Here is a 25,315-nt window from a genome sequence, read left to right as displayed (position 1 = left end):
TACGAGCTACACGTCGAACGCGGCGAGGCGCGTCGCCGTGAGGACCTCGACGGCGCGGAGCACGTCGGCCGCGGTGAACGAGCCCGTCTTCGTGGCGAGGCGGAGCACGTCTTTCAGCCCCTGGGGCTTCTCGAGCAGCATCATGATGCGCGACACGAGCGCGGGCCACGCGACCGACGCGAAGGCCGCCATATCGGGCGCGAGGGGGCGCAAGCGGAGCACCCGGTTCATGTGGCCTCGGTAACGCTCGAGGGGGGCATCGCCAGGCATCTCGGCCTCGAGGCCGGCAACCATGAGATGCGGGAGATCGAGGTCGAGAGGGAACTCGACGTGCGCCGCCGAGCGGTCGCGGTAGAACGCCACGGTGCCGGTCTTCCAGGTGAAGAGGTCGGCCACACGGTCACGACCCTGCTCGCGGATCGCCCGGAAGATCTCGACGGGGTCCACGAGCCCGAGCGAGATGAGCGTGTCGCCCATGCGCCCGTTGTACCGAGGGAGGATCGCGAGGGCGAGGTCGAGCTCGTCACGCGAGAGCTTGCGGCGGCGCACGAGGTACTCGCCGAGCAGCTCGCTCGCGTTCGACGACGCGACGTGATGGAGGCGACCCGAGAGAAAATAGAGCTCTTTTCGCGTCGATGCGGCGTTCGGGCTGCCCGGGCGCTCGGCGAAGAGCACGCCCGTCTCGCGCCCTTTGAGGACGTCCGCGAGGAGCGAGAGCATGCTCATCTCGGGGAGCTCGCCGGCGTACGTGGGCGCGCCTGGCCCCTTCAGCGCCGCGGCGCCGGTCGCCGTGGAGGGCGGCACGAAGCGCATGAGCTCCTCGATCTCCCGGAGCGGCTTCAAGCCCGTGCCCATGTAATCGACCCGATCGCCGGGACCGACCTCGCCCGTCGCGAGGGCCTCGATGAGCTGCGCGAACGTCCACGGGCCGTGGAGCCGCCCCGCCGCCGTCACGACGAACGAGGGCTCGGTCGTGTACTCGCTCGTCTTTCGCTCGTCTTCCTTCTTGGCGACGCCGACCGACACCGCCGGCATCTCGCCTTGGGACGGGACGCGGATCTCTCGGCTGGGGCCGCCGGCTTGCTGGGACGCGCGGACGAGGGCGGCGAGCTCGCTTCGGGCGGAAGCCGCGCCGGCGTCGAACGGGGCGAGGTGGGCTGCGAGCTCGGACGCGGTCGCGAAGCGGTCGTTCGGGTCCTTCGCGAGCGCGCGCTGGAGCACGTCGAAGAGGCCCTTCGGCAGCGTCGGGCGCGCCTGTTCGAGCACGTCGAGCTTGCAGTCGCGGATCGCGAGGAGCACCGAGAGCTGACCGCCGCCCGAGAAGAGCGGCTGACCGAGGAGCATCTCGGCCAGGACCGCCGCGAGGCTGAAGAGGTCGGCGCGGTGATCGGCGGCGTCGCCTTTGACCTGCTCGGGGGCCAGGTACGCGTACTTTCCCTTGATCGCGGCGCCGGCCTCGCTCCTCAGGGAGTGCCGCGAGGAAGACTGGGCGATGCCGAAGTCCCCGAGCTTCACCTTGCCGTCGGCGGAGAGATAGATGTTCGACGGCGACACGTCGCGATGGACGATGTGGAGCGCGTTGCCCTGAGGATCGCGCGCGGTGTGAGCGCTCGCGAGGGCCCTCAGGATCTCCCGAGCGATGTGCACGGCCAGACCGACCGGCAACGAACGGCCGTCTTGTTTCAGGCGACGGAGGAGGCGGTACCCGTCGACACCTTCGACGAGCTCGAGGGCGAGGTAAGGCTCGTTCGTGGACTCTTCGACGCCCGAGAAGAACACCTTCACGACGTTCTCGTGATCGATCGCCGCGTGGAGCCGCGCCTCGCGCTCGAACATGGTCCGCGCGTCGGGCTCGTTCAACATGTGCGGGAGGAGGCGCTTCACGACGATGCGATCGGGCAGGTCCGGGCGTGGCTCCGCAGGCCGCGCGACGTACACCTCGGCCGTGCCGCCCACGGCGAGTCGTGCTTCGAGAAAGAAGGGGCCGAACCTACGCATCGAGCCTTTATGGTCGCCGATCTTGCCAGGGGTTGCGAGATCCTTGCGAAGGATCCCGATGCGCGGGCGATAGACCCGACCATTCGAGAACCGGCCTTTTTAGCTCAAGAATCGGGAGGTTGGCCAGCTCTCGGGATTTTCTCGCCGTTCTGGTAAGACCCTGGGGGTCGCATGCCGAACTCACGGGGTCACATCGCACGAAACGCACGAGCGCTCGCGACGCGGGCCGTGGTCGCCCTCTCCTTGGGCCTCTCCGTCACCGCCGTCGCGGCATGCGACGCCTGTCAGCCCAAGGACACGAAGGTGGTGGCCCCAGCGGACGAGAAGCCCACGGTGCGGCTCTACCTCGTCTCCGACCTCGCCGGGGCCCTCGAGCCGTGCGGCTGCGTGAAAGATCAGCTCGGTGGCATGGACCACTTCGGTGCGCTCGTGCGCGCCGAGGAGGCCCGCGCGCCCGCGTACGCGACGGTCACCGCGGGCCCTACGTTCTTCATGGATCCGGACCTCGACGCTCAGAAGAAGAGCCAAGACGTCGCCAAGGCCGAGACCATCGCCGATGCCCTCGCGAGCGTGCGCCTCGCGGCCTTCGCACCGGCCCGAAACGAATGGGCCAACGGCCCACAAACACTCGAAACCATTACCAAAAAGAGTGGCGCCGCGTTCCTCTTCGCCAACGCCTCGGGCGCGACGACGGCGCGCGCGACCGTCAAAGAGATCGGCGGCGTCAAGGTCGGCTTCGTCGGCGTCTCGAGCCCGTCGAAGGCGCGCGAGGGAAAACCCCTCGAGGCCGTGAAGGACGGCCCTCTCGCCGAGGCGGTCACGGCGGGCCTCGCCGAGCTCGAGAAGCAGGGCGCCGACGTCACCGTCTTGCTCGCCTCGGTCGGTCGTGGAGAGGCGAAGCGCCTCGCCGATCAGTTCCCCAAGCTGCTCGCGATCCTCGTGGGCTCCCCGGGCGGCGCAGGCGAAGCGAACACCCAGGCACCGCCGGCCGAGCAAGTCGGGAACGTGCTCATCGTCGAGACGGGCAACCACCTCCAGACGGTCGGCGTGCTCGATCTCCACGTGCGCGAGAAGAGCTTCACCTTCGCCGACGGCACCGGCCTCGAGGTCCTTCGAAAGCGCGAGGCCTTGGCCGTCCGGATCGACGAGCTTCGGAAGAAGATCGCGACCTGGGAGGCCGACCCGACGGTCGCGAAGGTCGACGTCGACGCGCGCAGGCAAGAGCTCCAGAAGCTCGAGCGCGAGCGCGAAGGCCTCGAGAAGACGGCTCCCCCCTCGAAGGGCAGCTTCTACAGGTTCGCGATGCGCGAGATCCGGACGTCGCTCGGGAACGACGCCCAGATGTCGGGCAAGCTCTCGGGCTATTACAAGCGCGTCAACGAAGAGAACAAGCTCGCGTTCGCCTCCCGCTTGCCGCCCGCCGCCGGGAAAGACGACGCGACCTACGTGGGCGTCGACGCCTGCACGAAGTGCCACGAGGACGCGCGCAAGGTGTGGGACGGCACCGCCCACGCGCACGCGTACAAGACCCTCTCCGACCAGTTCAAGGAGTTCAACCTCGACTGCGTCTCGTGCCACGTGACCGGCTACGAGAAGCCCGGCGGCAGCACGATCACCCACGTCGAGCTCTTGAAGAACGTCCAGTGCGAGGTGTGCCACGGGCCCGGCTCGAAACACGAGCGGTCGCCCAAGGTGGCCATGCCCGTGCCCCGCCCCCAAGCCGACACCTGCACCGCGTGTCACCACCCTCCGCACGTGCACGAGTTCGACGGTGCGTCCAAGATGAACCTCATCTTGGGGAAAGGGCACGGACGAAAATGACCAGGCGGTTCGCGGCGCTCGTGGGGCTATGCGGCGTGCTGCTCGCCCCGCGTGTCGCAAGCGCGCAAGGGGATAGCCTCCGGGACCAGGCGCTCGCCGAGATCGGCACGGGCAACTTCGGCGAGGCGTGCCCGAAGCTCGAGGCGGCCTACGCGAGCGACGGGGCCGCGTCCACGCTCCTCGAGCTCGCGAAATGCCGCGACGAGGAGAAGAAGCTCGCGAAGGCCTACGCCGCGTACACCCGCTACCTCGGGCTCCCCGCGGAGCGCACCACCGACGAGGGCCAGAAGCTCGCGCGGTCGCGGGCGGCCGAGCTCGGCCCGCGCGTCTCGAGGGTCACCGTGCGTGTGCCCCCGGAGCTCCGCAGCCTCCCGGGGCTGCGTGTCCTCGTGGCCGGTCGCGAGATCCCCCACGAGGAGTGGGACGCGCCGCAGCCGGTCGACGCCGGCACCATCGAGATCACCGCGATCTTCCCGGGGGGCGGCGTTCGCTCCCGCTCGCTCGTCGTGCCCGTCGAAGGTGGCGACGAGACGGTCGACCTCCCCGACACGCCGACCGCCAAGGGCGCTCCCAAGGCCGTCCGTGTGCGCCTCCCCTACCGCCGGAACGAGCCCGACTACGCGGTCGACCCGTCGACGTTCGGCCCCTACCAGGTCGCGGGGGTCGTCACGATGACGGCCGGCGCGGTGGGGGCGGTCGCCGGCATCCTCGTCGGCCTCGTCAGCGCAGCCGACTACAACCGCGCGGCGCTGAACTGCACGAACGGGCTCTGCAACGATCGCTCGCACGTCGAAGCGGGCAACGCGGCCCGGGAGACCGGCGACATCGGCACCGTGGTCGGGCTCTCGGGCCTCGGGGTGCTCGCGGTGGGCGGGGCGCTCTACATTTTCGGCCCTAAACCATTGAAAGAACAGTCTTTTTCGCTCATCAAAACCCAGCGCTTCGGGGTGTCCTTTTGAAGGCGCGGAGAGCGGCGGTCGCGGTCGGCATGGGCGTGGGGCTTTCCGCGTGCAACGCGTTCTTCGGCCTCGATCCGCTCACGTACGAGCCCCTTCCCCCCGTCACTTACCCGACCGACGCCCCGACCGACGCGGCCGAGACCGGCGCGCTCGACGCCACCCCCGACGTGGGCCCGGACACGGGCGAACGCCGCGACGCCGACACGACCGACGGGGACGCCTCCCCCGAGGCGAGCGCCGACGCCGACAGCGACGGCTGAGGTCTCGCTTTCCCGCACGACTTGCGCCCTTCGAGTTGCCTCTCCGGCGAACTTGGCGCTAAGAGAACGTCGATGGCCGCGGAAAAGAAGCCCCACGAGCGCGCGAGCACACGAGCGACGGGCCGCGACGCCGGCGCGGTCGTCACCGACACGAAGCGCGAGCCCCTCTCTCGACGCGAGGCCATGACGCGCGTCGGTACGACCGTCGGCCTCCTCGCCGCGGCCTCCGCCGTCGGTCGCGCGGTGTGGGACAAGGGCGGCTTCGGGGCCAAGACGGGCACGGGCGAGCGGCAGGTGCGCGACTACCGCGTGAAGGCCGAAGGTCCGCTCGACATGGTGGTCGCCCGCGGACCGAAAGACCAAGACGACGTCTCTCCCGACGCGATCGTGCGCCGCGCCGTCGAGGCGATGGGCGGCATGAAGCGCTTCGTTTCGCGGGGCGACATCGTCGTCGTGAAACCCAACATCGGTTGGGATCGCATGCCCATCCACGCCGCCAACACGAACCCCGACGTGGTCGGCACGGTCATCCAGCTCGCGTACGAAGCGGGCGCGAAGCGCGTCGTCGTGGCCGACGGGAGCTGCAACGACCCGCACCGGTGCTTCCAGCGCTCGGGCATCTGGCACAAGGCGCACGGCCTCGGCGCCGAGGTGGTGCTCCCCTCCGATCACAGGTTCCGAACGACGCGCCTCAAGGGCGAAGTGCTCGACGAGTGGCCGATTTTCACGACGCTCGTCGAGGCCGACAAGGTCATCAACGTGCCCGTGGCGAAGCACCACAACCTCGCCAAGTACACGGCCGCGATGAAGAACTGGTACGGCGTGCTCGGTGGGCGCCGAAACCGCCTCCACCAGAACATCGACACCTCCATCGCCGATCTCGCCACGTTCATGCGCCCCTCGCTCACCATCGTCGACGCGATGCGCGTGCTCATGCGCAACGGTCCCCAAGGCGGAAATATCGACGACACCAAGGTGATGAACACGGTCATCGCGTCGGTCGATCAGGTCGCGGCCGACGCGCTCGGCTGCACGCTCATCGGGCAGAAGCGAGAGAACCTCCCCTACCTCCAGATGGCGCACGAGCGCGGCATCGGCACGATGGACTGGGAGAAGCTCCGCGTGAAGGAGGTCTGACGTGGCCGAGCGCACCGAGACACCGTCGGCCTCGAACCCGTCGTCGCAGAACGCGGCCGTCCCTCACGCCGGCATCTCGCTCGACTTCCGCGCCCTCGAGGTCACCTCGGCCGACGAGCTCTCGGCCGGGCACGAAGGGCCCATCCCGTGGAAGACCGGCGAGGTGGGCGTCGTTCGCCCGATCGATCGCGCCGTCTCCGTGGTGCTGAGCGAGCCCCGCGCCGCCGCCGCGCCGAAGAAGCCCTCCACGGCCAAGGGGTGTGGAGAAGGGTGCGGATGTGCGAAGGGCGCGGCGCCCGAACGCCCCGCAGAAGCCGGCATTTCGGCCGCCGCGGTCGCCGAGCGTGCCCCGGTCGGTGATGCGCAGGGTGGCCCGGGCCGAGCCGGAGGAGGCTCGTCCGGTTCCGGGGGAGGTGGGACCAAGAAGTCCCTCGTCGACAAGCTCCGCGCGAAGCTGAACCCGAAACGCGCAGGGTCGGGGATCCCCGCGCGCAAGGTCATCCGAGCGCTCGTGTGGGCGCGTCGCGTCTCGCAGACGGGGTTCTTCGCGCTCTTCATGTACTTCCTCTTTCAGACGGGCTTCCGCGGGAATTTCGCGGCCCAAGCGGGCGAGGCCGTGCGCCTCCCGCTCCCCGTCGAGGCGTTCTTGCTCGCCGATCCGTTCGTGGCCGCCATGACCGTGCTCAGCACGCACACGGTGTATCGCGGCCTCCTCTGGAGCCTCGGGCTGCTCGGCCTCACGATGCTCTTCGGGCGCGTGTTCTGCGGCTGGATTTGCCCCTTCGGGACGCTCCACCACTTCTTCGCGTGGATCTTGCCGTCGCCGAAGGGCCGAGGCGCGTCGCGCGTCGAAGCCAACAAGACGCACGGCTACCAGCGCGCGAAGTACTACATCATGTACGCGTTCATCCTCGCGAGCGCCGCGGGGAGCGCGATCGGCGGCCTGCTCGATCCCATCTGCGTCGCGGTGCGCGCGATCGGCCTCGGCGTGATCCCGGCCGTGCAGTACCTGTCGGGCCGCGGCCTCGGCGCGGTGCAGAACGTCCCCGCGCGCCCGCTCCAGGGCGCCGCCGACCACACGCAAGACTTCCTGGCGCAGGCCGTCTGGCAAAATAAGCAGTTTTACTTCCACCAGACGTGGCTCATCGTCTTCTTGCTCGTGGCCATCTTGTTCATGAACCGCTTCGTGCCGCGGTTCTGGTGCCGCGTGCTCTGCCCGCTCGGCGCGTTCCTCGGCGTGTTCGCGCGCTTCTCCTTGTTCGGCATGGAGAAGGACCACTCGAAGTGCACGGACTGCAACCTCTGCCTCGTCAACTGCCAGGGCGCCGACAGCCCGCAGGGCGGCGTGAAACACCGCCAAGACGAATGCCACATGTGCATGAACTGCGAGGCGGCCTGCCCCGAGGACGTCATCAAGTTCCGGTTTTTGCCGAACCGCCGCAGCACCATCACGAAGCCCGACACCGAGCGCCGCACCATGCTCGCGACGATGGCCGCGGGCGCGGCGGCGATCCCGGCCATGCGCATCGCCGACTCGCTCGACGTGAACTACCACTCGAAGGTCATCCGGCCCCCGGGCGCGGTCGAGGAGCGCGCGTTCCTCGAGCGGTGCATCCGCTGCGCCGAGTGCATGAAGGTGTGCCCCAACAACGCCCTCCACCCGGCGTTCTTCGAGGCCGGCGTCGAGGGCCTGTGGACGCCCATCCTCATCGCCCGCGTGGGCTACTGCGAGCACTCGTGCGTGCTCTGCGGCCAGGTGTGCCCCACGGGCGCCATCCAGAAGATCACCGAGAAAGAGAAGCTCGGCATCGGCACGCCTCCGGTGAAGATCGGCACCGCGTTCTACGATCACGGGCGCTGCCTCCCCTGGAGCATGCAGACTCCATGCATCGTGTGCGAGGAGTTCTGCCCGACCTCGCCCAAGGCCATCTGGGTCGAAGAGGTCGAGGCCCCCATGCGCGAGAAGACCGCGGGGCCGAACGGCGAACAGCCGGCCATGAAGACCGTGAAGCTCCAGCGGCCTCACGTCGATCCGTCGCTCTGCATCGGCTGTGGCGCCTGCGAGAAGGTCTGCCCCGTGCAGGATCAGCCCGCCGTGTACGTGACGAGCGTCGGAGAGACCCGCTCAAAGACGAACGTCATCTTGCTCGAGAACACGAGCTACAACCAGAAGTCGTAGCGTCACTCCGGGCTTCGCCGTGCGCGTCCTTCGCACGCGAAGCCCTCAGTTTGCCGGTCCGTCGAGGTCGCAAGGACTCGCCGGCGCGGGGGCGACGAGGAGCGCGCGGCGACTGCAACGTGGATCGGCGCCGAAGAGTGGACGCCAAATGGGCGCGTGCCCGAGCCTCTCTCGCTCGGCGTCTTCCCATCTCGGCAGGATGCCAGAGGTGACGAAGGCCGTCGTCGCCAGGACGAGCCCCATGATGACGTCCAACAGGTAATGCCACCTTAGGAACATCGTCGCCAAAATGATGTTTCCCGTGACGAAGGCCAGGATGGGCCACGTGTAGCGGAAGGGAACCTTGTCCCTGTGGCGAAACGAGAAGAGCGTGAAAAACGTGGGGACGGCCGTGTGCAAGCTCGGAAAGATGTCGGTCCGGTGAGCACCGTCGAACGACGCCACCGTGTCGGCGACGAGGGGCCAAAACGTCGGCCCCTCGAGGCCGTGCTCGAACTTCGTCGATAGGAGTCGATACGGACCGAATCCGGGCACCGCGACATAGACGAGCTGACCCACGCAGAACACGAAGAAGATGCCCCACGAGAACTCACGCATGACGTTCATGCGTCGCTCGAAGACGGCCATGGGCACGACGTGGACGAGCAAGATTCCAAAGTAGAGATAGTAGAAGAAGGCAAACCACTCGGTCGTAGCCGGGCACACGTACCGATCCCACGCCTCGGCGGGCTCGAAGCCGAAGACCCGCTTGTCGATGGCGTAGATCTCCGCGTCGAACGACACGCCACGAGCGCTGGGTAGGATGAGATGGAGCTGCGCGAACGTCGTCATGATGGCGCCCGGCAGGGCGAGCCGGTACGCCACGTTCGCCGCGGGCTTCGGTGTGGACCGCCACCGCGCCAGGAAGAGCAGCACGAAGAAACACGCGGCGTCGAGCGTGAGCCAAGCGAGCGCACGTGCGCGCCTCGGTCCGTCGCCGAGCGCCACGAGTGTCCAGAGAGCCACCACGTAGCCCGCCACGAGCCAGTCCTGGAAGGCCAGGGCGCCGATGTGACCTGTCCGAAGTTTCTGGGCCGAGCCTGCCGAGAGCTCCCCCGGGGCGACGGCCACACGCGACCGGGCCGCAAAGTGTCGGATCAGGGCGTAGACCCCGACTATGCCGCCCATGGCCAAGGCCTGGAGGAAGTCCGTCAACATGGTGACCGCGCTTCCCGACGAGCTCGGGGCGGCATAGCGAGGCCTTCTTCGGTCGCACCTCGTCTCGAGAGGCATCCCGCGCGTAACCTTCGACCCTTCGACATTTCGCCTCCACTGGTTGAACCAGCAGATCACTGATCAAGAAACGCGCCTGGGTGATGTGGAGGGAGCCATGGCGCACGAGGCGCCCTTTAGTGGTTCGTTTGGAACACTTCGACGATCGGGTCGCGCCACTCCGCGAGCGGGAGGAATCGCGCGTTCACAGTGCACCGACGCCCCGTCGACACGGGGGCGTGGGGGCGTGGGGGCGTGGGGGCGTGGGGGCGTGGGGAGGTAGCTCGGGCCGCACCCGTGCGACGGCCTGGAATCGTGTCGCGACGCGGTCGCCGCGCAGGCTCAGCGCTCGCGCACGTGACGAGCTTCGGCGAGTGCGACGGCATGGAATCGTGTCGCGACGCGGTCGCCGGGCGCAGGCTCAGCCGGCCGCGCACGTGACGGGCCTCGGCGAGAACCGCTGCAAGACGAACGTCATCGTGGTGAGAGGACGAGCGACGGCGCGACGGCGCAGGCGCCCCACGACTCCCTAATTCGTCAACGAATTCAAGAGCTTTGGGAGCCTCACAAAATTCATGCATATGCATACATCGGCTCGCGGTACCGTACCCGCGAAGCGCGCGGCACGCACGCCGCGCCCGACACGAGGGGAACGACGATGAACGAAGGCAAGGTCGTCTGGAGAGAGTGTTCGAGCACCGACATCGCGAAGAGCCTCGCGTTCTACAAGGGGCTCTTCGGGTGGAAGCTCACCGAGGTGCCGATGGGCGACTTCGTCTACACGATGGCCCAGGTCGGCGAGAAGCAGGTCGGCGGACTCATGCCCATGCCCAAAGAGGCCGCAGGCGTGCCCTCGAACTGGATGAGCTACGTGCTCGTCGAGGACGTCGACAAGAGCTGCGTGGTCGCGACCGAGGCCGGCGGCGCGGTGGTCATGCCCCCGAAGGACATCCCGGGCATGGGGCGCTTCGCGGTGCTCACGGATCCCGCGGGGGCGTTCTTCGCGCTCTGGAAGGCGCAAGGAGAGGCGAACGGTGGCTCGTCCCCGATGCCTGGCAACGGCGAGTTCTGCTGGGAGCAGCTCTCGACGAGCGACGTCGGCGCCGCCAAGGCGTTCTACGCGAAGCTCTTCGGGTGGACGGCAGCGTCGTTCGGCGAAGGCTCCGAGGTCGTCACGTTCTCGAAGGGCGCCGAGATGGTCGCGTCGGCCATGCCCGCGCCGCCCGGCGTGCCTCCGCACTGGATGACGTTCGTCGCCGTCGCGAAGCTCGCCGACACGAACGCACGCGTCGCGAGCCTCGGAGGCAAGGTGCTCATGCCCGAGATTCCGGTCCCGGGAATGGGCGCCTTCGCGGTGATTCAAGATCCTGCCGGGGCGACGCTCGGCATCTTCGAAGCGCGCGCGTAAGAGCCCCACGAACACGAACGCAGCGGCGCCCGCGGACCCCTTTCGGGATCGCGGGCGCGCTTGCGTGAAGGTCGACGTCAGCCCTGGCCGATGCGTGCGAGGCGCCCCGGACGCTTCCCCGTGAGCACGCCGTCCTCGAGGGTCTTTTGGCCGAGGACGAACGTGGCCCGGTAACCGCGTGCATCTTGCAGGAGTCGCTTGCCCCCCGCCGGCAGGTCGGCGACGAGGCGCGGACGCAGGAGCGCGAGGTTGTCGTAGTCGATGACGTTCAGATCGGCGCGCTGCCCCACGGCGATCGTGCCGCGATCGTGGAGGCCGATGAACCGGCTCGTGTCGTGCGTGAGCATCTTCACGACGTGCTCGAGCGAGAAATTCCCTCGTTTTCGGTCGCGAGCCCAGTGCATGAGCATGTACGTGGGGAAGCTCGCGTCGCACACCGTGCCGACGTGGGCGCCACCGTCCGAGAGGCCGGGGAGCGCGAGGGGGTGCGCGAGCATCTCGCCGACGGCGTCGAGGTTGAAGCCGGCGTAGTTGAACACGGGGAAGTACAGGAGCTCCTTGCCGTCGTTCTCGAGGAGCGCGTCGAAGATGAGCTCGAGCACGGGCTTCCCGGTGCGCATCGACTCGGCGAAGATCGAGTCTTCCTTGGGAGGCTCGTAGTTCGGCTTCTCGCCGAGGCGGAACATGCGCATCGCGATGAAATCGATGTTCGCGAGGAACCTGTCGGCCATCGGGGGCACCGAGCTCCCGTCGCCCGCGATTTTCTCGCTCTTCTCGGTGAGGATGCGCGCCTTGAACGCGGGGTCTTTCATCTTCGCGACGCGCTCGGCGAGCGGGAGCTGCGAGATGGCCTTGTAGCTCGGGAAGCCGATGAACGGGTGGAACGTGGCCTCGAGGCCGAGCAAGACGCCGATGCCGCGCGCTCCGACTTGGACGCGCATGGGTACGCCGGCGCGGTTCTCGGCCTCGACCTTCTCGAGGATGCGACGCCACTGGGTGTTGTCGAGGTCGCGCTCCATGAGCGAGATCGACATGCGGTGCCCACCCGAGGCGCGGGCCATCTTGGCGAGCACGTCGAACTCGGCGTCGAAGCGCTCCCGGCCACGCTCCATGTCGAAGTCGGACACGGCCTGCAACACACCATGCGGGATCCCCTCGAACGCGCTCGCGAGCGCCGAGAGCTCCTCGGCGGAGGCCTCGGCCGCGGGCGTGTCCTCGCCGGTGCGCGATCTGTGGTTGTCGGAGCGGCCCGTCGAGAAGCCCCCGGCTCCCGCGAGCAGCGCCGAGCGCACGAGGCCCTTCATGGTGGCGAGGTCCTCCGGCGTCGCGGCGCTCCCCGCGAACGCGCGCTCGCCCATCACGTACACGCGGAGCGCGTCGTGCGGGACCTGCGCCACCACGTCGAGCGCGCGCGGCACACGGTCGATGGCGTCCATGTAGTCCTCGAACGACTCCCAGTCCCAGCGGATGCCCTCGGAGAGCGCGGAGCCGGGGATGTCCTCGACACCTTCCATGAGCGCGACGAGCCGCTCGCGGTCGGCCTTTCGTACGGGGGCGAAGCCCACGCCGCAGCTCCCGATCACCGCCGTGGTGACGCCGTGGAGGCTCGACGGCGCCATGTCGGCGTCCCACGAAACCTGACCGTCGTAGTGCGTGTGGATGTCGGTGAACCCGGGCGTGACGATGCAGCCCTCGGCGTCGAACGTCTCGGTCGCGGGGCCGTCGCACGCGCCCACCTCGACGATGCGCCCGTCTTTCACGCCCACGTTCGCGCGTACCTTCGGCGCGCCCGTCCCGTCCACGACGAAGCCACCCGTGATCTTGAGATCGAAGCCCATCTTGCCTCCGTGCCCGAGACTACGGAATCCCGCACCACGCGCGCCAGCAGGACGGCTCGGTGACGCGTTTAAGACGCGAGGGGCTCGACGGCGCGCCCGACGAAGCCGCGCACAAGCCAAAGTAACAATTGACCATTTTCGGAAAAACGAGGTCTCAGAACGTCCACAGGAGGGCCGTCGCCGGAGACACCGACAGACCGCTCACCGAGACGCTGGACCCGTTGAAGGTGCCGCTCGCGGTCTGGTACGCGACCTGGAGCTCGAGGGCGACGTGCACGTGGCGGAGGCCCGTCGCGAGACCGAAGACGCCCCCCGCGTAGAAGCGCGTCGCGTCGAGGGTGAGGGGCGCCCCGGGCACGGGATCGCGAGGCTCGCTCGAGAGCCGCCCGACGCTGTCCCGCTCGAAGCCACCGCGGGCCCCGCCCCATACACGGTAGAGGCCACCCTGGCTCTGCCATCCGACGAGCAGCGGCACGTCGGCGCCGTAGCCCTTGAGCGCGCCGAGGTCCAAGCCCGGGAGCTCGTTCTGACCGCCGTCGCGTCCGTAGAGGGCGGCGCTCCCGCCGATGCCGATCGAGAGCGACGTGTCTTTCGTGTCGAACGACTTGCGAACGTCGACCCGCACGGCGCGCCCCGTGTAGGCGAGGCCGCCCTCGAAGGCGCTCCCGAGACCGACACGCGCGCCGACGAAGGGCGCGATCCCGGGCGCCATCGCGGCGGCCACGAGCGCGCCGCGGGCGTACGCCGGGTTCTCTCCGGGGCCACCGGGGACGGCCTGAGGAGACGTCGCGGCTTGCTCTCGCGCGGCGCGCAGGTCCGAGGCGAGCCCTCCGGGCACGAAGTTTCCCGAGAGGCCGCCCGCGACCCGCACCTCGCCCGAAGGGAGGGTGCGAGCCGGGTGGAGGAGCGGGGCGCCGCCGCCACAACCGACGAGCGCGCACGCCGCGATCGCCACGAAGCCACGCGTCGCGAGGCCGCGAGCGTGACGACGGACGGACACCGCGGGCGGCGCGCCGAGGGCCACGTTACTTGCGGAAGCGCGACGGGAAGTTGTCGGCGCCGGCGCGCTTCTTGAGCTCTTCGTCGTCCGGGTGGAGGCGGAGCGCGCGGTCGAGGAGGAGCTTCTCTTCCTCGGTGTGCTTCGGATCCGGGAGGCAGCACTCGACCGGGCACACGGCCTGGCAGGCCTCGTGGTCGTAGAAGCCGACGCACTCGGTGCAGAGCTCGGGGTCGATGACGTAGATCTCGTCGCCCTCGCTGATGGCCTCGTTCGGGCACTCGGGCTCGCAGGCGCCGCAGTTGATGCAGTCGGAGGTGATGTAGGTCGCCATGGTGGTGTCCTTGGGATGCCGGCGTGGCCGCCCCTCGCGGGCGAAACGTAGCGGAAGCTCTCGTTTTTTCGGACAGCCCCGGGAGCGGGGCGCCGCCCGCCGGTGCCTTGTGGGCGGCCGGGCTCGGGCGAAAGCACGGAATGCGCCCGCTGTGTAGAGCAGGCCGGGGAATTCGGCAATGCCAAGACGCAGGCCTTTTCGGCTCGCCGCGAGAACTTGTCCCGCTCGGGCGGGTTTTTGGCTAGGGTCCGCCCGCCTGGAGACCTTCTGCTTGAGGATCGTGAGCTTGACCCACCGACGTCTCTTCCCGAACGGCACACGACCGTCCCGCGGGGTCTTGGCCTTCGCGGCGTGCCTCGTCGCGGGCATCTTCGGCCTCGCGTGCCAGCCCAGCATCGGCGACCGCTGCAACCTCTCGACCGACTGCTCCGCCCGCGGCGACCGCCTCTGCGACAAGTCCCAGGGCGACGACGGCCGAGGGTACTGCACGGTCTTCAACTGCAATGGCAACGGCTGCCCCGACGAGGCCGCGTGCGTGGTCTTCGGCTCGTCGGTGCCGGGCTGCGGCTTCGTCGACCGTGGGATCTCCCGCTCGGCGCGCTCCTTCTGCATGAAGACCTGCGCGACCGACCAAGACTGCCGGTCGGACGAGGGCTACCTTTGCCGCGGCATCGTGCGCCCGGGCGTCGCCACCTCGAGCAGCACGATCGAAGGGGTCATCCTCGACGACGACCAGACGAAGCGCGTGTGCGTCTATGTGGGTCTCGTTCGAAACGATGCGGGCGCCCTCGAGCCCGTGGCTCTTCCTCCGCTCGCCACGCAGCCCGACGCGGCCGTGTGCCAGTCGCAGGGCCCCGCGATCGACGCCTCGGCCTTCCAACCCACGGACGCCGGCGTGAAGGACGCGACCGCCAAGGACGCGGCCACGGATGGCTCGCCGAACGACGGGGGCGTCGTGGACTCGGGCCCGACCGACGCGTCCGGCGGTGGCTAGTCTCGAGCGCAAAGCCCAACGGCCCGCCGGGGCAGGCAGCGTCGCGCGTCTCGCCGCCTTCGGCTCTTCGATCGCGTCGCAGCTCGCGGTGGTGCTCGCGCTCGCGTCGGCCGTGTTCTTCTCGCTCAGGCTCCTGCCCGGGGATCCCGCGGCGCTCGTCCTGGGCGAGCTCTCGGGCGAGGACGAACGCGTCGCGCTCCGCGAGAGGCTCTTCCTCGACCGGCCGCTCGTCGTCCAGTACGCCCTCTTCCTGAAGCGCCTCGTCACGCTCGACCTCGGCGACTCGCTCCGACGACCGGGGACCAAGGTCGTATCGCGCCTCGCGCAGGCGCTCGTCCCGACCGCGGAGCTCGCGACGACCGCCGTGCTCCTCGGTGCCCTGTTCGGCACGGCGGCCGCGGTGCTGGCGGCGGGCCCGTGGCTCGGTCGAAGGCGCCGCGTCCTCGAGCGTTTCCTCGACGCCTGCGCCGCGACGCCGCTGCTCGCGCTCGCGCCTCTCGCGACGTTCGTGCTCGCGGCGAGGCTTCGTGTCCTGCCGCTCCCTGGCGATCCCGAGGCGGGGCTCTCGGGGCTCCTCTTCGCGTCGGGGCTGCTCGCCGTGCCCCTCTTCGCGCACGTCGGGCGGATCGCGCGGGCGGCGCTCGCCGAGCACGAGAGGGCGCAATTTCTCCTCGTCGCACGCGCAAAGGGCGCGTCGTTTTTCCGCGTGTGGGTGCTGCACGCGCTCCCGGCTTCGGTCGGCCCCATCGCGACGGTCGTGGGCACGCAGCTCGGCGCGCTGCTCGGCGGCGCCGTGGTGCTCGAGCGCCTCTTCGAGCGGCCGGGGCTCGGCTCGCTCATCCTCGAGTCGTACTCTGCCCGAGACCTCCCCGTGCTCGAGGCGGCCATCGTCCTCACGGGCACCCTCTTCGTGCTCGCGCAGTCGGCCGCGCAGGCCATCCACGGGGCGCTCGACCCGCGGGTGCGGAGGTGAAGGCCTCCTCACGCAGCGCGAGGCTCTTGCCCGCGGCTCCCCTCGCCGTGCTCGTCCTCGCCTCGACGCTCGCGGTGCTCGTCACGGCGAGCCCGACGAAGCTCTCGCCCGACGCGTCGTTCTACCCCCCGGGGAGTGGGCACCCGCTCGGCTGTGGCGAGGGTGGTGTCGACCTCGCCGCCCTCCTCGCGAACGCGAGCCTCCGCGCGATCGGGCTCGCCGTGGGTGTCGCCCTCGTCGGGCTCGTCGTGGGCTCTCCGCTCGGCGCGCTCGCCGCCATGCGCCGCGGGGCGCTCGAGGGCGCCGTCGCGCGGGCCTGCGATGGCCTCCAAGCGTTCCCCACGTTCCTGCTCGCGCTCACGGTGCTCTCGGCGATCCGTCACCCGAATCGCATGCATCTTGCATGCGTCTTCGCGCTCACCTCGTGGGCCCCTTTCGCGCGCCTCGCCCTCTCGGAGGCTCGGGTGCTCCGGGCCGCCGGGTTCGTCGAGGCCGCGCGCGCGCTCGGGCTCGGCGAGGCGAAGATCCTCGTCCGCCACGTGCTCCCGAACCTCTTCGGCACCGTGGCCGTGCAGCTCGGCGCCACGGCGTCGGCCGTGGTCCTGTCGGAGGCGTCGCTGTCGTTCGTCGGGTTCGGCCCTCCGGACGGGGTCTCCCTCGGCGCCGCGCTCGATCAGGGCGTCTCGGCCATGCTGCGCGCGCCGCACGTGCTCGTGTTCTCGGCCCTCGCCGTGTTCGTGACGAGCACCACCCTCCTCTCGGCGGCTAGGGTCCTTCGCCGCTGACCGAAGAGGCCCGCTTCGTACGCGGCATCCCGAACGCCTCGCGCACCGGATCGGGGATCCGCACCGGCCGCGCGCGCGCCGTGTCGATGAAGCCCCACACCGTCTGCGCGCGCACGACCACCTCGCCCGACGCGCGCCTCACCTCGGTGCAACGAACCACCTTCGCGGCCATCGCCGTGGGAATCCACGTACGCACCTCGAGCCGTTCACCGCGTAGCGCCGATCGCAGGTAGTCGATCTCGTGCCGGCTCACGACGAACACCCCGCCGAGCTCCCGGTACTTCGCGAACGAAAGCCCCACGGCTTCCGAATGTGCAACGGCGACGTCCTGGATCCACCGCAGGTACGCCACGTTGTTCGCGTGCCCGAGCACGTCGATGTCGGCCTCCCCGACCTCGACGACGATCGAAAATGCCGGGTTTTCTGCCGTCCCGCCGCGTGTGTCCGTGGGCTCTTCCATCAGGCGAAAGGTCGTACTTCCTCCCACGCCCGGGGCGCAAGGCGCAAACTTGGCCGGCGCGCACGGATCATGCTTCCTGTTCGTCACCGATGCGTCACCTGCTTCCACGTCGGGGGGACTTGACCGAAACGATCGCGACCTTGCGCGAGGTCGTTTTGTCTCCACTCGATCTCGCGCACCGCGTGCCCGAAGGAGTGCGACCGGGCGACGACGTGGTCGTGCTCGTCCACGGCTTCATGGCCACCGCGGGCGTGTTCCGCCCGATGAGGCGCGCTCTCGAAGAACGCGCGCGCGCCAAGGTCGCGAGCTTCTCCCACGCGCCCGGCGAGGGTGTGGAGAGGATCGCGAAGAAGCTCCACCGCCTCGTCGAGAAGCTCCCCGAGGGCGTGCGTCTCCACCTCGTCGGCCACTCGCTCGGCGGCCTCGTGGCGCGCTACTACGTGCAGGAGCTCGGCGGCGCCGCCAAGGTCACGCAGACGATCTCCATCGCGAGCCCCTTCTTCGGCACCAAGGTGGCGCACCTCTTCCCGCTGCTCGTCGGCAAGGATCTCCACCGCGAGAGCGAGGTGCTCGCGAGGCTTCGCGCGCGGGCCCACGAGCACGAGGTCCCTCACCTTTCGCTGCTCGCCGAGGCCGACCGCGTCGTCGTGCCCGAGACGTCGGCCATGTTCCCGGTGGGAGAGGTCGTGAGCTTCCGCGACCGAGGCCACAACTCGCTCCTCTACGATCCCCGCTCGATCGACCTCATCGTCGAGCGCGTGCGTGGGGTCGATCCCTGCCCCAAATCCAGGCGTCTCCACACGATTTGACCGTTTTTCGGCCCTCTTGTGGTAGGTCCATGGGCCGATGAAGCGCACGCTCTTCGCCCTGACCTCGGCCCTCCTCGTCGCCGCTCCTGCGCGCGCCTGGGCCGAGCCCTCGGCGTGGCTCTCGGGCGGCGGCGGTGTCGCGATCCAGAACCGCTCGACCTCCCTCACGCCCGCCGGTGACGCCGACCCTTCCGGGACGTCCGGAGTCGACACCCGGCCCGCGATGAGCTTCGCGCTCGGTGTCGGGACCACCCCCGCGGCGCGCTTCGCCGTAGGCGGCATTTTCCGGGTCACCACGTTCTTCGAGCAAGGCACCGACCTCGCCATCGGACCGAGGTTCGCCACGGGCGGGTTCGCGCGCGGCGACTTCGGCCTCGCGCTCGATCTCGGCGTGGCGTTTCGCACCTACAAGGACGGCATCTACGGCCGCGTTCCCTTGAACGCCGTGCTGCTCTTCGGCGTCCCGTTCGGGTTCCAGGCGGGGCTCGGCGTGCAGGCCCTCAGCCTCGACGGTGGCACCCAGTCGGCGGGCGCTTACGCGATGCTCGAGATCGACGTGCTCCGCCTCACGGTGCTCCGCCAAGGGTCCTCGACACGCTTCTGGGAGAACCCGTCGCCCCTCGGCGGCAAGGTGCGCGAGCTGTCGAAAGAGACCTCGCCACCGGGTCCCCTCCGCTCGCACCTCACCTCCCACTGAACCGGAGCGTACCCATGGCCGGAATCGGACAAGCGACGCTGCGAACCCACCTCGGTCAGCACCACGACGTTCGTTATGTGCTCGTCGTCAAAGAGGGGCCCGACGCCGGCACCCAGCTCGCCATCGAGGAGAGCGAGGGCCAGCGAATTTTGTGCGGCACGGGCCCCCTCTGCACCCTTCGAATCACCGATCCCACCGTGTCTCGGCGCCACGCGGCCTTCGCGAAAGACGCCGCCGGCCTCCACGTCTACGACTACGGCTCCACGAACGGCACGGTGATCAACGGGGTGTCCGTGCGCGAAGCGCTGCTCGTGGGCGGCGAAGAGATCCGCCTCGGCACGACCATGCTCGAGGTGCGCGTCACGTCGGTCGAGGCCGGGCCCCCCGCTTCGGCGGAGCCGCGCCGCTTCGGGCGCATGCTGTCGGTGCACCCCGCGATGCACCGTATTTTCCGCGTCGGGGAGAAGCTCGCGCAGACGACGCTCCCCTACCTCGTCGAGGGCGAAGGGGGCGTCGGAAAGAAGGTCTTCGTCGAGTCCGTGCTCGAGTCGGGCCCGACCCCGAACGAGCCCATCGTGGTGCTCGAGGCCACCGTGCTCCCACCCGAGACGGTCGAGGCCGTGCTTTTCGGCGTGACCGCGGAAGCATCGAAAGACGGCGTCGAGCGCCCTGGTCTCTTCGCCGAGGCGGGCCGCGGCGTGGTCATCATCGACGGCCCCTGCGACCTCGATCCGGCCATCCAGCGCAAGCTCCTCCGCACGATCGAACGCGGCGAGTACTCCCGCGTCGGCGACACCAAGGTGGAGACCACGAAGGCTCGCATCGTCGCCACGTCCCGCGAGGACGTCGACCGCGCCGTCGAGCTCGGGCGCCTCCGCGAAGATCTCTTCCAGCGGCTCGCCGCGGCGCGCGTCGAGGTGCCCTCGCTGCGCACCCGCACGGGAGACGTCGAGCTGCTCGCCGAGCACGTGTGGGCCACGCTATCGGAACGAAAGGACTCGCTCCCGGGCGACGTGCTCACCCGTTTGCAGAAGCACTCTTGGCCCGGCAACGTGCGCGAGCTCGAGTCGGCCGTGCAGCGCCAGTTCGCCGTCGGCGAGGCCTTCGCGGCTCCGTCGGCCTCGCGTGTCACGGCGGAGGGCGCCACCTTGGGCCTCCACGCGTACGTCGAGGGCGGGCTACCGCTCGTGCGCGCGCGCGAAGAGCTCGTGCGGGACTTCGAGCGTGCCTACGTGGCGCACATGCTCGAGCGCCACGGCGGGAACGTGCGGAGGGCCGCGGCCGCCGCGGGCGTCGCGCACCGGTACTTCCAGCTCCTCAAGTCACGCCTCACCTGAGGGCCGACCTCCCAGGGCGCACACGCACGGCCGAAAGGCGCGACGAAGTCACCTCGTACGCACCGTACGCCGCGTGTAACCTCATGAATCCCTTTGGTTCCTTGGGGCCGTTCAGTCGCGGGCGCCGTCGTCGCTCGGAGGGCCGGCCGCGAGCCAGTCGCGCGCGGCCTTCTTCCCTGCCTCGTACATGTCGAGCAGCACCTGCCGCTCGAAGTGGAGGTAGGAGCCCGGCCCGAAGAGCGCCGTGTCGCCGGGGCGAATCGCCGAGAGGAGCTCCACCTTGCTCCACGTGGCGTCGTGCTCGATGCGCCCGACGATCTCGTTCCTCGCGAGGAGGAGCTTGCGGTCGATGTTGTAGGCGTTCTCGAGGAGCGTATCGACGAGGCGCTCCACCGATTCGCCGAACGAGGTCATCGCCGCGCCCGAGCGCCCGTCGAGCTTGGTGACGAGGACGGGGACGAGGGTGCGAGCGCCGAGCGCGACCGCGGGCGCCATGGGCGAGTTCACGAGGAGGCCGCCGTCCCACAAGAGCCGATTTTCCCAAGAAACGGGCCGAAAGAGCAGCGGGATCGAGGCCGACGCGAGCACGAGATCGAGCGGGATGTTCTCGACGTAGCGGTAGTGACGCGACGCCTGTGCGCTCTTGCCCGGCGGCGCGTTGACGATGCGCACGACGCCGCCCGACCGCACGTCGATCGCGTTGAGCGCGAGCTTCACCCGCCCTCGCGGCACGGAGAAGCCCCCGATGGCCGCGGCCAGCCTCCCGCGGAGGGGCGTCGTGTCGAAGAGGAACGGGGTGTCGATCTCCTCGAGGAGCGTGCCGACCGCGTCGAAGCGCGCCGTGAGCAAGATCTCGAGGGCCGCGGCCAAGATGCCGCTCGGCGTGTAGAGTGCATGTTTCTTGGCGACCTGCGCCATGATGGAAAGATCTCGTTTTCGTGCCGAAAAGCTCCGGCCCGGCTCGGAGACCATGATGCGTGTGACGGCCCGACGGAGCGCCTCGAAGAACCGCGGGTTCGCGGCGATCGGCGGGCGCTCCGAGAGGTCGAGCCAGAACTCGAGCATCTGCTCGGGCGAGAGGCCGGCCGCGATGAGCGTCCCGTTGATGGCCCCGGCGCTCGTCCCGCTGACGACGTCGGGCTCACGACCGAGCCCGCGAGGATCGTCGCGCAGGACCTTCCACACCCCGACCTGGAACGCTCCGCGCGCGCCACCTCCCGAGAGCACGAGACCGAGCGGGCGGGTTTCGTCGTGGCCGAGGCGCATCCCTCGAGGTTACCTCCGAACGTCGCGCCGTGTGCCGTTCGATGGCTGGGGCTCTCGGTGAGGTGTATAGCGGAGGCGCGATGGCCGCAAAAAAACGCGGGACGGACGACGCACAGCTCGGGCTCTTCGGGGCGCCCCTCGACAAGGCACCGAAGTCGAGGGTCCTTCCGCGCGTGCTCCCGCGCGACCTCGAGCTCGCCGCGCGGCTCCCTCGGAACGTGCGCTTCGGCACGAGCAGCTGGACCTTCCCGGGGTGGGGCGGCGTGCTCTACGAAGGTCACCCGTCCCAAGCCGACCTCCTCGCCGACGGCCTGCGCGGGTATGCGGCCCATCCGCTCTTTCGTAGCGTGGGCATCGACCGCAGCCACTACGCGCCGCTCGACGAGCCGAGCCTCGCCGACTACGCCCGCGGCATCCCCGAGGACTTCCGCGCGATCTCCAAGGTGTGGGATGAGATCTCAGTGTGTGTGTTCCCGACCCACCCGAAGTACGGCGAGCGCGCGGGGCAATCGAACCCGAGCTTCTTGTCGGCCGAGCGGTTCCTGACCGAGGTGCTCCCGCCGTACGAACGGGCCTTCACGGCGCACGCGGGGCCGTTCGTGTTCGAGATCGCGCCGATGCCCCCGAGGCTCGTGCCCCGGCCCGAGGTCTTCGCGAAGAAGCTCGACGCGATGCTGACGAAGCTCCCGCGCACCTTCCGCTACGCCTTCGAGCTACGGAACCCCGAGCTGCTCACGGAGCCCTACCTCGAGGTGCTCGCGGCCCACGACGCCGCCCACGTGCTCAACGTGTGGACGGGCATGCCTACGCTCCGCTCGCAGATGGCGGTCCCGGGCCTCGTCGCGCGGGCGCCGTTCTTCGTCGCGCGGTTGATGCTGCCGCCGTACACCCGCTACGAGACGCGCAAGGAGAGCTTCTTGCCCTTCGACCGCATCGTGGAGCCCCAGCTCGACACACGCGACGACGTGGTCGCCCTCGTGCGCGCGGCGGGGGGGCGCGACGTGACCGTGCTCGTGAACAACAAGCTCGAGGGCTCGTCCCCCGAGACGGTGCGCGCCCTCGCCGAGCAGGTCGTCGCCGGGGTGTGAGACTCAGCGCGAGGGGCGGGCGAACGCGAGCACGTGCTCGTCGAGGTCGGCCACGTAGGAGACGTCGTGCCCCCAGTCCCGAGGCCCGAGCGGCAAGAGCTCGCGTGCGCCGGCGGCGAGCGCTCGCGCGTGGTGGACTTCGGGATCGTCGACCACGAGGTAGGCCTCGGCCCGCGGGACCTTCGAGGACGACGGGCTCACGATCGCCTCGCCGAGGAGCCGCACGATGCCCGCCTCGGGCATGAGGCCGAGCGTGGTCCCACCGACAGAAAACTCAGTCATTCCAGGGACATCGAGTGATGGTTCGCAGGCGAGGACCGCGCGGTAGAAGCCGCACGCGCGCGCTTGGTCACGCACGTAGAGGATGAGCGAGAGGCGGCTCGGCACTACTTCTGCGCTTCGGCCTTGGGGGGCGCGGAGGCGGGCGTCGAGAGCTTGGGCGTCTCGGCGTGGGGCTTCTGTTCGCCCTCTTTGATGCTGTAGCGCACGAGCGCCCGGAGCACCTGGTTGCGCTCGACGTTGCCGACGATGGCCTTCAGGTCCTCGTAGATGCTCGGGTCGACGAGCAGGCCGCCGATGGTGCCCTTGCCCTGGCGCACGTTGGCGACGACGACTCGCATGTCGTCGCTCATGGCACCGACGTTCTGGAGCACCTTCTGCGTGTTCGGATCGCCGTACACGACGGCGTGCGCGAGGCCCTCTTTGGTGCGCACGGCCTCGAGCGTGTTCTTGAGCTCGACGAGGGAGCCCGTGACCCCCTGCGCCATTTGTTCGTCGTAGAGGAGCGCGTGGGCGAGCCCGGGACCTTGGTTTACGCGCGTGGTCATGCCGTGCACGTCGTTCGTGATGGCCGACACGTTGCCGCTGATGACCACCAGGTTCGAGAGGAGCGCCTCGATCTTCTGGGCCTCTTGTTTGTCGAAGAGGAGCTTGTGGGCCGCCCCGTCTTTGTTGTGGGCGACCGCGTCGAGGATGTCGTGGACGGCAGCGACGGTGCCCTGGAGATCTTGGGAGAACTTGTCGTTCGCGAGCGAGCCCGTGATGCGCTCGATGTTGCCGAGGGTCTTCTCGGCCTTCTCGCCGATCGACTCGAGCTTGGTGATGTACTTGCCGAGGTCCATGGGCTCCTCGGTGCGGAGCTGCGTGTTGGGCACGGCCTCCGGAAAGCGCTGATCGCCCACCGTGAGCTCGATCATCTTGTCGCCGAGGAGGCCCTTGTTGACGACCTTGGCGATGGTGCCGCGGGGGCGATCCTTCTTCGCCGCCTCGAGCTCGCTCACGTCCGGATCTTGCCTCACGCGGCCCGCCTCGGAGCGCACGATGTTCAAGGTGACGTGGATCTTGGTGTCCTTCGCGTCGACCGCGTGGCCCACCTCGCCGACCGTGCCCACGTCGACGCCCGCCATTCGAATGGGCGCGCCCGGCTTCAGGCCCGAGACGTCTCCGAAGGTGGCGTGGAATGTCACCTTCGTCTCCCACATGCGGCGGTTGTCGCCGATCATGAAGACGAAGACGCCGCTCACGAGCAGCGCCAGGGTCACGAAGATCCCGACTTTGATGTTCTTCGACATGGCTGTGGTGGCTCGTGGCCCGCGCGCGGGTGCGGCGGGGCCGGAGCAATGTACCGTGAAATGGGCTACGCAGCGAACCGGTTCGGCCCGAGACGGGACGGGGACCTCGACCGCCGCCGATCCTTGCCGATTCCGCAAGCGAACCGCGGGGTTGGCGCGGGGTCTACCTTACGAGGTCGATAGGAGCGTGTCGACGTCCTCGACCTCGGGGGCCTTGCCCTCGATGAAGTCGCGGACGAAGTCGTCCGTCGTGCGCTTGAAGTCGTCGGGGGTGCCGTAGAGGGCGACGCGCCCCTTGTTCAGCATCACGAGCTTGTCCGAGACGCTGAACGCGGTGCCCATGTCGTGGGTCACCACGATGCTCGTCAGCTTGAGCTGCCGCTTGATGCTCATGATGAGGTTGTTGATGCGCGCCGTGTTGATCGGATCGAGGCCGGTCGTGGGCTCGTCGTACAGGATGACCTCGGGCTGGAGCGCCAAGGTCCGCGCGAGGCCGACACGTTTTCGCATGCCGCCCGAGAGATCGGACGGGCGCATCGCCTCGATGCCGGGCAGACCCACGGCGTCGAGGGACCACGCGACGCGCTCGACGATGTCCTTCTCGGGCATCGTGGCCCAGTATTGCTCGCGGAGCCCGTACGCCACGTTGTCGCCGACGGACATCGAGTCGAAGAGGGCGGCTCCCTGAAAGAGGTAGGCGACGCGGCGACGCACGTCGAAGAGCTTCCGCTCGGACATGGCCGTGATCTCGTCGCCGTCGAACACGATCGTGCCCGTGTCGGCCGTGAGCAGGCCGATGAGCATCTTGAGCATGACGCTCTTGCCCGTGCCGGACGGGCCCATCACCGTCGTGGTCTCGCCGCGACGGAAGGTGAGGTCGAGGCCGCGGTAGACCTGCTTCGGGCCGAACGCCTTGTGCACGTTCTCGAACCGGATGAGCACGTCGCCCATCTTCGTCTTGATCCCGCCGGCTGCGTCCACGCCGCGAACGTACCACAAAGCGCTCGCCACGGCGCGCGACCGGGTTCTCCCGAGGTTTTCCACAGGGGCGTACACCTGCGCGGATTCCCAGCGAAAATCGCTCGTCGAGCGGCGTCGCGGGAACCGTCGTGAAGTCGACCGCGGCCGTTTACGGAGTCTTCCGTCGGCTGCT

The 25,315-nt window shown here is 69.2% G+C and carries 23 protein-coding genes; 13 read left to right on the top strand and 10 right to left on the bottom strand.

All coding sequences use genetic code 11. The annotated features are described in order from the left end of the window. Nucleotides 1-6: 6 nt before the first annotated feature. Complete coding sequence (locus IPK71_18085) at nucleotides 7-1,998, bottom strand: protein kinase (GenBank protein MBK8215646.1); 1,992 nt, start codon at nucleotides 1,996-1,998, stop codon at nucleotides 7-9. 171 nt (nucleotides 1,999-2,169) lie between these two features. On the opposite strand from IPK71_18085, the gene IPK71_18080 reads away from it, so the two are divergent. From IPK71_18080 to IPK71_18060, 5 genes are all read left to right on the top strand, one after another. Then, entirely contained in the window at nucleotides 2,170-3,819 is a 1,650-nt protein-coding gene (locus tag IPK71_18080) for a hypothetical protein (GenBank protein ID MBK8215645.1), read from the top strand. After that, entirely contained in the window at nucleotides 3,816-4,778 is a 963-nt protein-coding gene (locus IPK71_18075; protein MBK8215644.1) for a hypothetical protein, read from the top strand. The genes IPK71_18080 and IPK71_18075 overlap by 4 nt, the downstream gene beginning before the upstream one ends. A gap of 29 nt (nucleotides 4,779-4,807) precedes the next feature. Continuing rightward, nucleotides 4,808-5,038: a hypothetical protein gene (locus IPK71_18070; GenBank protein ID MBK8215643.1), complete on the top strand. Its 231-nt coding sequence runs from the start codon at nucleotides 4,808-4,810 to the stop codon at nucleotides 5,036-5,038. Between the two features lie 183 nt (nucleotides 5,039-5,221). After that, nucleotides 5,222-6,175: a DUF362 domain-containing protein gene (locus tag IPK71_18065; protein MBK8215642.1), complete on the top strand. Its 954-nt coding sequence runs from the start codon at nucleotides 5,222-5,224 to the stop codon at nucleotides 6,173-6,175. A gap of 319 nt (nucleotides 6,176-6,494) precedes the next feature. Beyond that, nucleotides 6,495-8,354, top strand: a complete 1,860-nt coding sequence (locus IPK71_18060) for a 4Fe-4S binding protein (protein MBK8215641.1) — start codon at nucleotides 6,495-6,497, stop codon at nucleotides 8,352-8,354. Between the two features lie 45 nt (nucleotides 8,355-8,399). On the opposite strand, the gene IPK71_18055 is transcribed toward IPK71_18060, so the two are convergent. Continuing rightward, a complete protein-coding gene (locus IPK71_18055; GenBank protein ID MBK8215640.1) occupies nucleotides 8,400-9,551 on the bottom strand; it encodes a phosphatase PAP2 family protein in 1,152 nt (383 codons plus the stop codon). 712 nt (nucleotides 9,552-10,263) lie between these two features. Here IPK71_18055 and IPK71_18050 point away from each other — a divergent pair. Then, nucleotides 10,264-11,013, top strand: coding sequence for a VOC family protein (locus IPK71_18050; GenBank protein MBK8215639.1), 750 nt, complete (start codon nucleotides 10,264-10,266; stop codon nucleotides 11,011-11,013). A gap of 77 nt (nucleotides 11,014-11,090) precedes the next feature. Here the strand turns inward: IPK71_18050 and IPK71_18045 are convergent, their stop codons facing one another. The 3 genes from IPK71_18045 to IPK71_18035 form a co-directional block, all read right to left on the bottom strand. Continuing rightward, nucleotides 11,091-12,851, bottom strand: a complete 1,761-nt coding sequence (locus IPK71_18045) for an amidohydrolase family protein (GenBank protein MBK8215638.1) — start codon at nucleotides 12,849-12,851, stop codon at nucleotides 11,091-11,093. A gap of 154 nt (nucleotides 12,852-13,005) precedes the next feature. Beyond that, entirely contained in the window at nucleotides 13,006-13,875 is an 870-nt protein-coding gene (locus IPK71_18040) for a hypothetical protein (protein ID MBK8215637.1), read from the bottom strand. Nucleotide 13,876: 1 nt separating this feature from the next. Continuing rightward, nucleotides 13,877-14,182 (bottom strand): YfhL family 4Fe-4S dicluster ferredoxin, encoded by a 306-nt coding sequence (locus IPK71_18035; protein MBK8215636.1) that lies wholly within the window; start codon nucleotides 14,180-14,182, stop codon nucleotides 13,877-13,879. Nucleotides 14,183-14,468: 286 nt separating this feature from the next. Here IPK71_18035 and IPK71_18030 point away from each other — a divergent pair, with 286 nt between their 5' ends. From IPK71_18030 to IPK71_18020, 3 genes are read left to right on the top strand one after another with little or no spacing between them, the layout of a single operon-like run. Beyond that, nucleotides 14,469-15,176, top strand: a complete 708-nt coding sequence (locus IPK71_18030) for a hypothetical protein (protein ID MBK8215635.1) — start codon at nucleotides 14,469-14,471, stop codon at nucleotides 15,174-15,176. Further along, the gene (locus IPK71_18025; protein MBK8215634.1) at nucleotides 15,169-16,149 is read left to right on the top strand and encodes an ABC transporter permease; all 981 of its coding nucleotides are present in this window, start codon (nucleotides 15,169-15,171) and stop codon (nucleotides 16,147-16,149) included. The genes IPK71_18030 and IPK71_18025 overlap by 8 nt, the downstream gene beginning before the upstream one ends. Continuing rightward, nucleotides 16,146-16,934: an ABC transporter permease gene (locus tag IPK71_18020; protein MBK8215633.1), complete on the top strand. Its 789-nt coding sequence runs from the start codon at nucleotides 16,146-16,148 to the stop codon at nucleotides 16,932-16,934. The genes IPK71_18025 and IPK71_18020 overlap by 4 nt, the downstream gene beginning before the upstream one ends. Here IPK71_18020 and IPK71_18015 read toward each other — a convergent pair. Further along, on the bottom strand, nucleotides 16,915-17,394 hold the full coding sequence (locus IPK71_18015) for an acyl-CoA thioesterase (protein MBK8215632.1): 480 nt from the start codon (nucleotides 17,392-17,394) through the stop codon (nucleotides 16,915-16,917). The genes IPK71_18020 and IPK71_18015 overlap by 20 nt on opposite strands. A gap of 119 nt (nucleotides 17,395-17,513) precedes the next feature. Between IPK71_18015 and IPK71_18010 the strand changes: the two genes are divergently transcribed. Genes IPK71_18010 through IPK71_18000 form a run of 3 tightly spaced genes read left to right on the top strand, consistent with a single transcriptional unit; the run spans nucleotide 17,514 to nucleotide 20,237 of the window. After that, nucleotides 17,514-18,203, top strand: a complete 690-nt coding sequence (locus tag IPK71_18010) for an alpha/beta fold hydrolase (GenBank protein MBK8215631.1) — start codon at nucleotides 17,514-17,516, stop codon at nucleotides 18,201-18,203. Between the two features lie 37 nt (nucleotides 18,204-18,240). After that, nucleotides 18,241-18,900 carry a hypothetical protein gene (locus tag IPK71_18005; protein ID MBK8215630.1) on the top strand — a complete coding sequence of 220 codons (660 nt, stop codon included), beginning with the start codon at nucleotides 18,241-18,243 and terminating at the stop codon, nucleotides 18,898-18,900. Nucleotides 18,901-18,914: 14 nt separating this feature from the next. Continuing rightward, entirely contained in the window at nucleotides 18,915-20,237 is a 1,323-nt protein-coding gene (locus IPK71_18000) for a sigma 54-dependent Fis family transcriptional regulator (protein MBK8215629.1), read from the top strand. Between the two features lie 111 nt (nucleotides 20,238-20,348). Here IPK71_18000 and IPK71_17995 read toward each other — a convergent pair whose 3' ends face one another. Then, nucleotides 20,349-21,503 (bottom strand): patatin-like phospholipase family protein, encoded by a 1,155-nt coding sequence (locus IPK71_17995; protein ID MBK8215628.1) that lies wholly within the window; start codon nucleotides 21,501-21,503, stop codon nucleotides 20,349-20,351. Between the two features lie 80 nt (nucleotides 21,504-21,583). Between IPK71_17995 and IPK71_17990 the strand changes: the two genes are divergently transcribed. Next, nucleotides 21,584-22,591: a DUF72 domain-containing protein gene (locus tag IPK71_17990; GenBank protein ID MBK8215627.1), complete on the top strand. Its 1,008-nt coding sequence runs from the start codon at nucleotides 21,584-21,586 to the stop codon at nucleotides 22,589-22,591. 3 nt (nucleotides 22,592-22,594) lie between these two features. On the opposite strand, the gene IPK71_17985 is transcribed toward IPK71_17990, so the two are convergent. From IPK71_17985 to IPK71_17975, 3 genes are all read right to left on the bottom strand, one after another. Next, nucleotides 22,595-22,948 (bottom strand): glyoxalase, encoded by a 354-nt coding sequence (locus IPK71_17985; GenBank protein ID MBK8215626.1) that lies wholly within the window; start codon nucleotides 22,946-22,948, stop codon nucleotides 22,595-22,597. A 29-nt stretch (nucleotides 22,949-22,977) separates the two neighbouring features. After that, nucleotides 22,978-24,162: an MCE family protein gene (locus IPK71_17980; GenBank protein ID MBK8215625.1), complete on the bottom strand. Its 1,185-nt coding sequence runs from the start codon at nucleotides 24,160-24,162 to the stop codon at nucleotides 22,978-22,980. Nucleotides 24,163-24,330: 168 nt separating this feature from the next. Then, the gene (locus tag IPK71_17975) at nucleotides 24,331-25,113 is read right to left on the bottom strand and encodes an ABC transporter ATP-binding protein (protein MBK8215624.1); all 783 of its coding nucleotides are present in this window, start codon (nucleotides 25,111-25,113) and stop codon (nucleotides 24,331-24,333) included. Nucleotides 25,114-25,315: the final 202 nt, after the last annotated feature.

This window comes from Myxococcales bacterium (assembly GCA_016712525.1).
In the GTDB taxonomy this organism is placed as follows: Bacteria; Myxococcota_A; Polyangia; order Polyangiales; family Polyangiaceae; genus JAAFHV01.
Note: the sequence above shows the minus strand (reverse complement) of the source record. Positions and strands in the feature narration are given on the sequence as shown.

Coding starts and splice junctions, on each gene's coding strand:
- IPK71_18055 (MBK8215640.1), bottom strand. CDS start 9,551: ATGTTGACGGACTTCCTCCAGGCCTTGGCCATGGGCGGCATAGTCGGG.
- IPK71_18015 (MBK8215632.1), bottom strand. CDS start 17,394: ATGGAAGAGCCCACGGACACACGCGGCGGGACGGCAGAAAACCCGGCA.
- IPK71_18085 (MBK8215646.1), bottom strand. CDS start 1,998: ATGCGTAGGTTCGGCCCCTTCTTTCTCGAAGCACGACTCGCCGTGGGC.
- IPK71_18000 (MBK8215629.1), top strand. CDS start 18,915: ATGGCCGGAATCGGACAAGCGACGCTGCGAACCCACCTCGGTCAGCAC.
- IPK71_17980 (MBK8215625.1), bottom strand. CDS start 24,162: ATGTCGAAGAACATCAAAGTCGGGATCTTCGTGACCCTGGCGCTGCTC.
- IPK71_18075 (MBK8215644.1), top strand. CDS start 3,816: ATGACCAGGCGGTTCGCGGCGCTCGTGGGGCTATGCGGCGTGCTGCTC.
- IPK71_18035 (MBK8215636.1), bottom strand. CDS start 14,182: ATGGCGACCTACATCACCTCCGACTGCATCAACTGCGGCGCCTGCGAG.
- IPK71_17995 (MBK8215628.1), bottom strand. CDS start 21,503: ATGCGCCTCGGCCACGACGAAACCCGCCCGCTCGGTCTCGTGCTCTCG.
- IPK71_17990 (MBK8215627.1), top strand. CDS start 21,584: ATGGCCGCAAAAAAACGCGGGACGGACGACGCACAGCTCGGGCTCTTC.
- IPK71_18005 (MBK8215630.1), top strand. CDS start 18,241: ATGAAGCGCACGCTCTTCGCCCTGACCTCGGCCCTCCTCGTCGCCGCT.
- IPK71_18045 (MBK8215638.1), bottom strand. CDS start 12,851: ATGGGCTTCGATCTCAAGATCACGGGTGGCTTCGTCGTGGACGGGACG.
- IPK71_18080 (MBK8215645.1), top strand. CDS start 2,170: ATGCCGAACTCACGGGGTCACATCGCACGAAACGCACGAGCGCTCGCG.
- IPK71_18065 (MBK8215642.1), top strand. CDS start 5,222: ATGACGCGCGTCGGTACGACCGTCGGCCTCCTCGCCGCGGCCTCCGCC.
- IPK71_17975 (MBK8215624.1), bottom strand. CDS start 25,113: ATGGGCGACGTGCTCATCCGGTTCGAGAACGTGCACAAGGCGTTCGGC.
- IPK71_18050 (MBK8215639.1), top strand. CDS start 10,264: ATGAACGAAGGCAAGGTCGTCTGGAGAGAGTGTTCGAGCACCGACATC.
- IPK71_18070 (MBK8215643.1), top strand. CDS start 4,808: ATGGGCGTGGGGCTTTCCGCGTGCAACGCGTTCTTCGGCCTCGATCCG.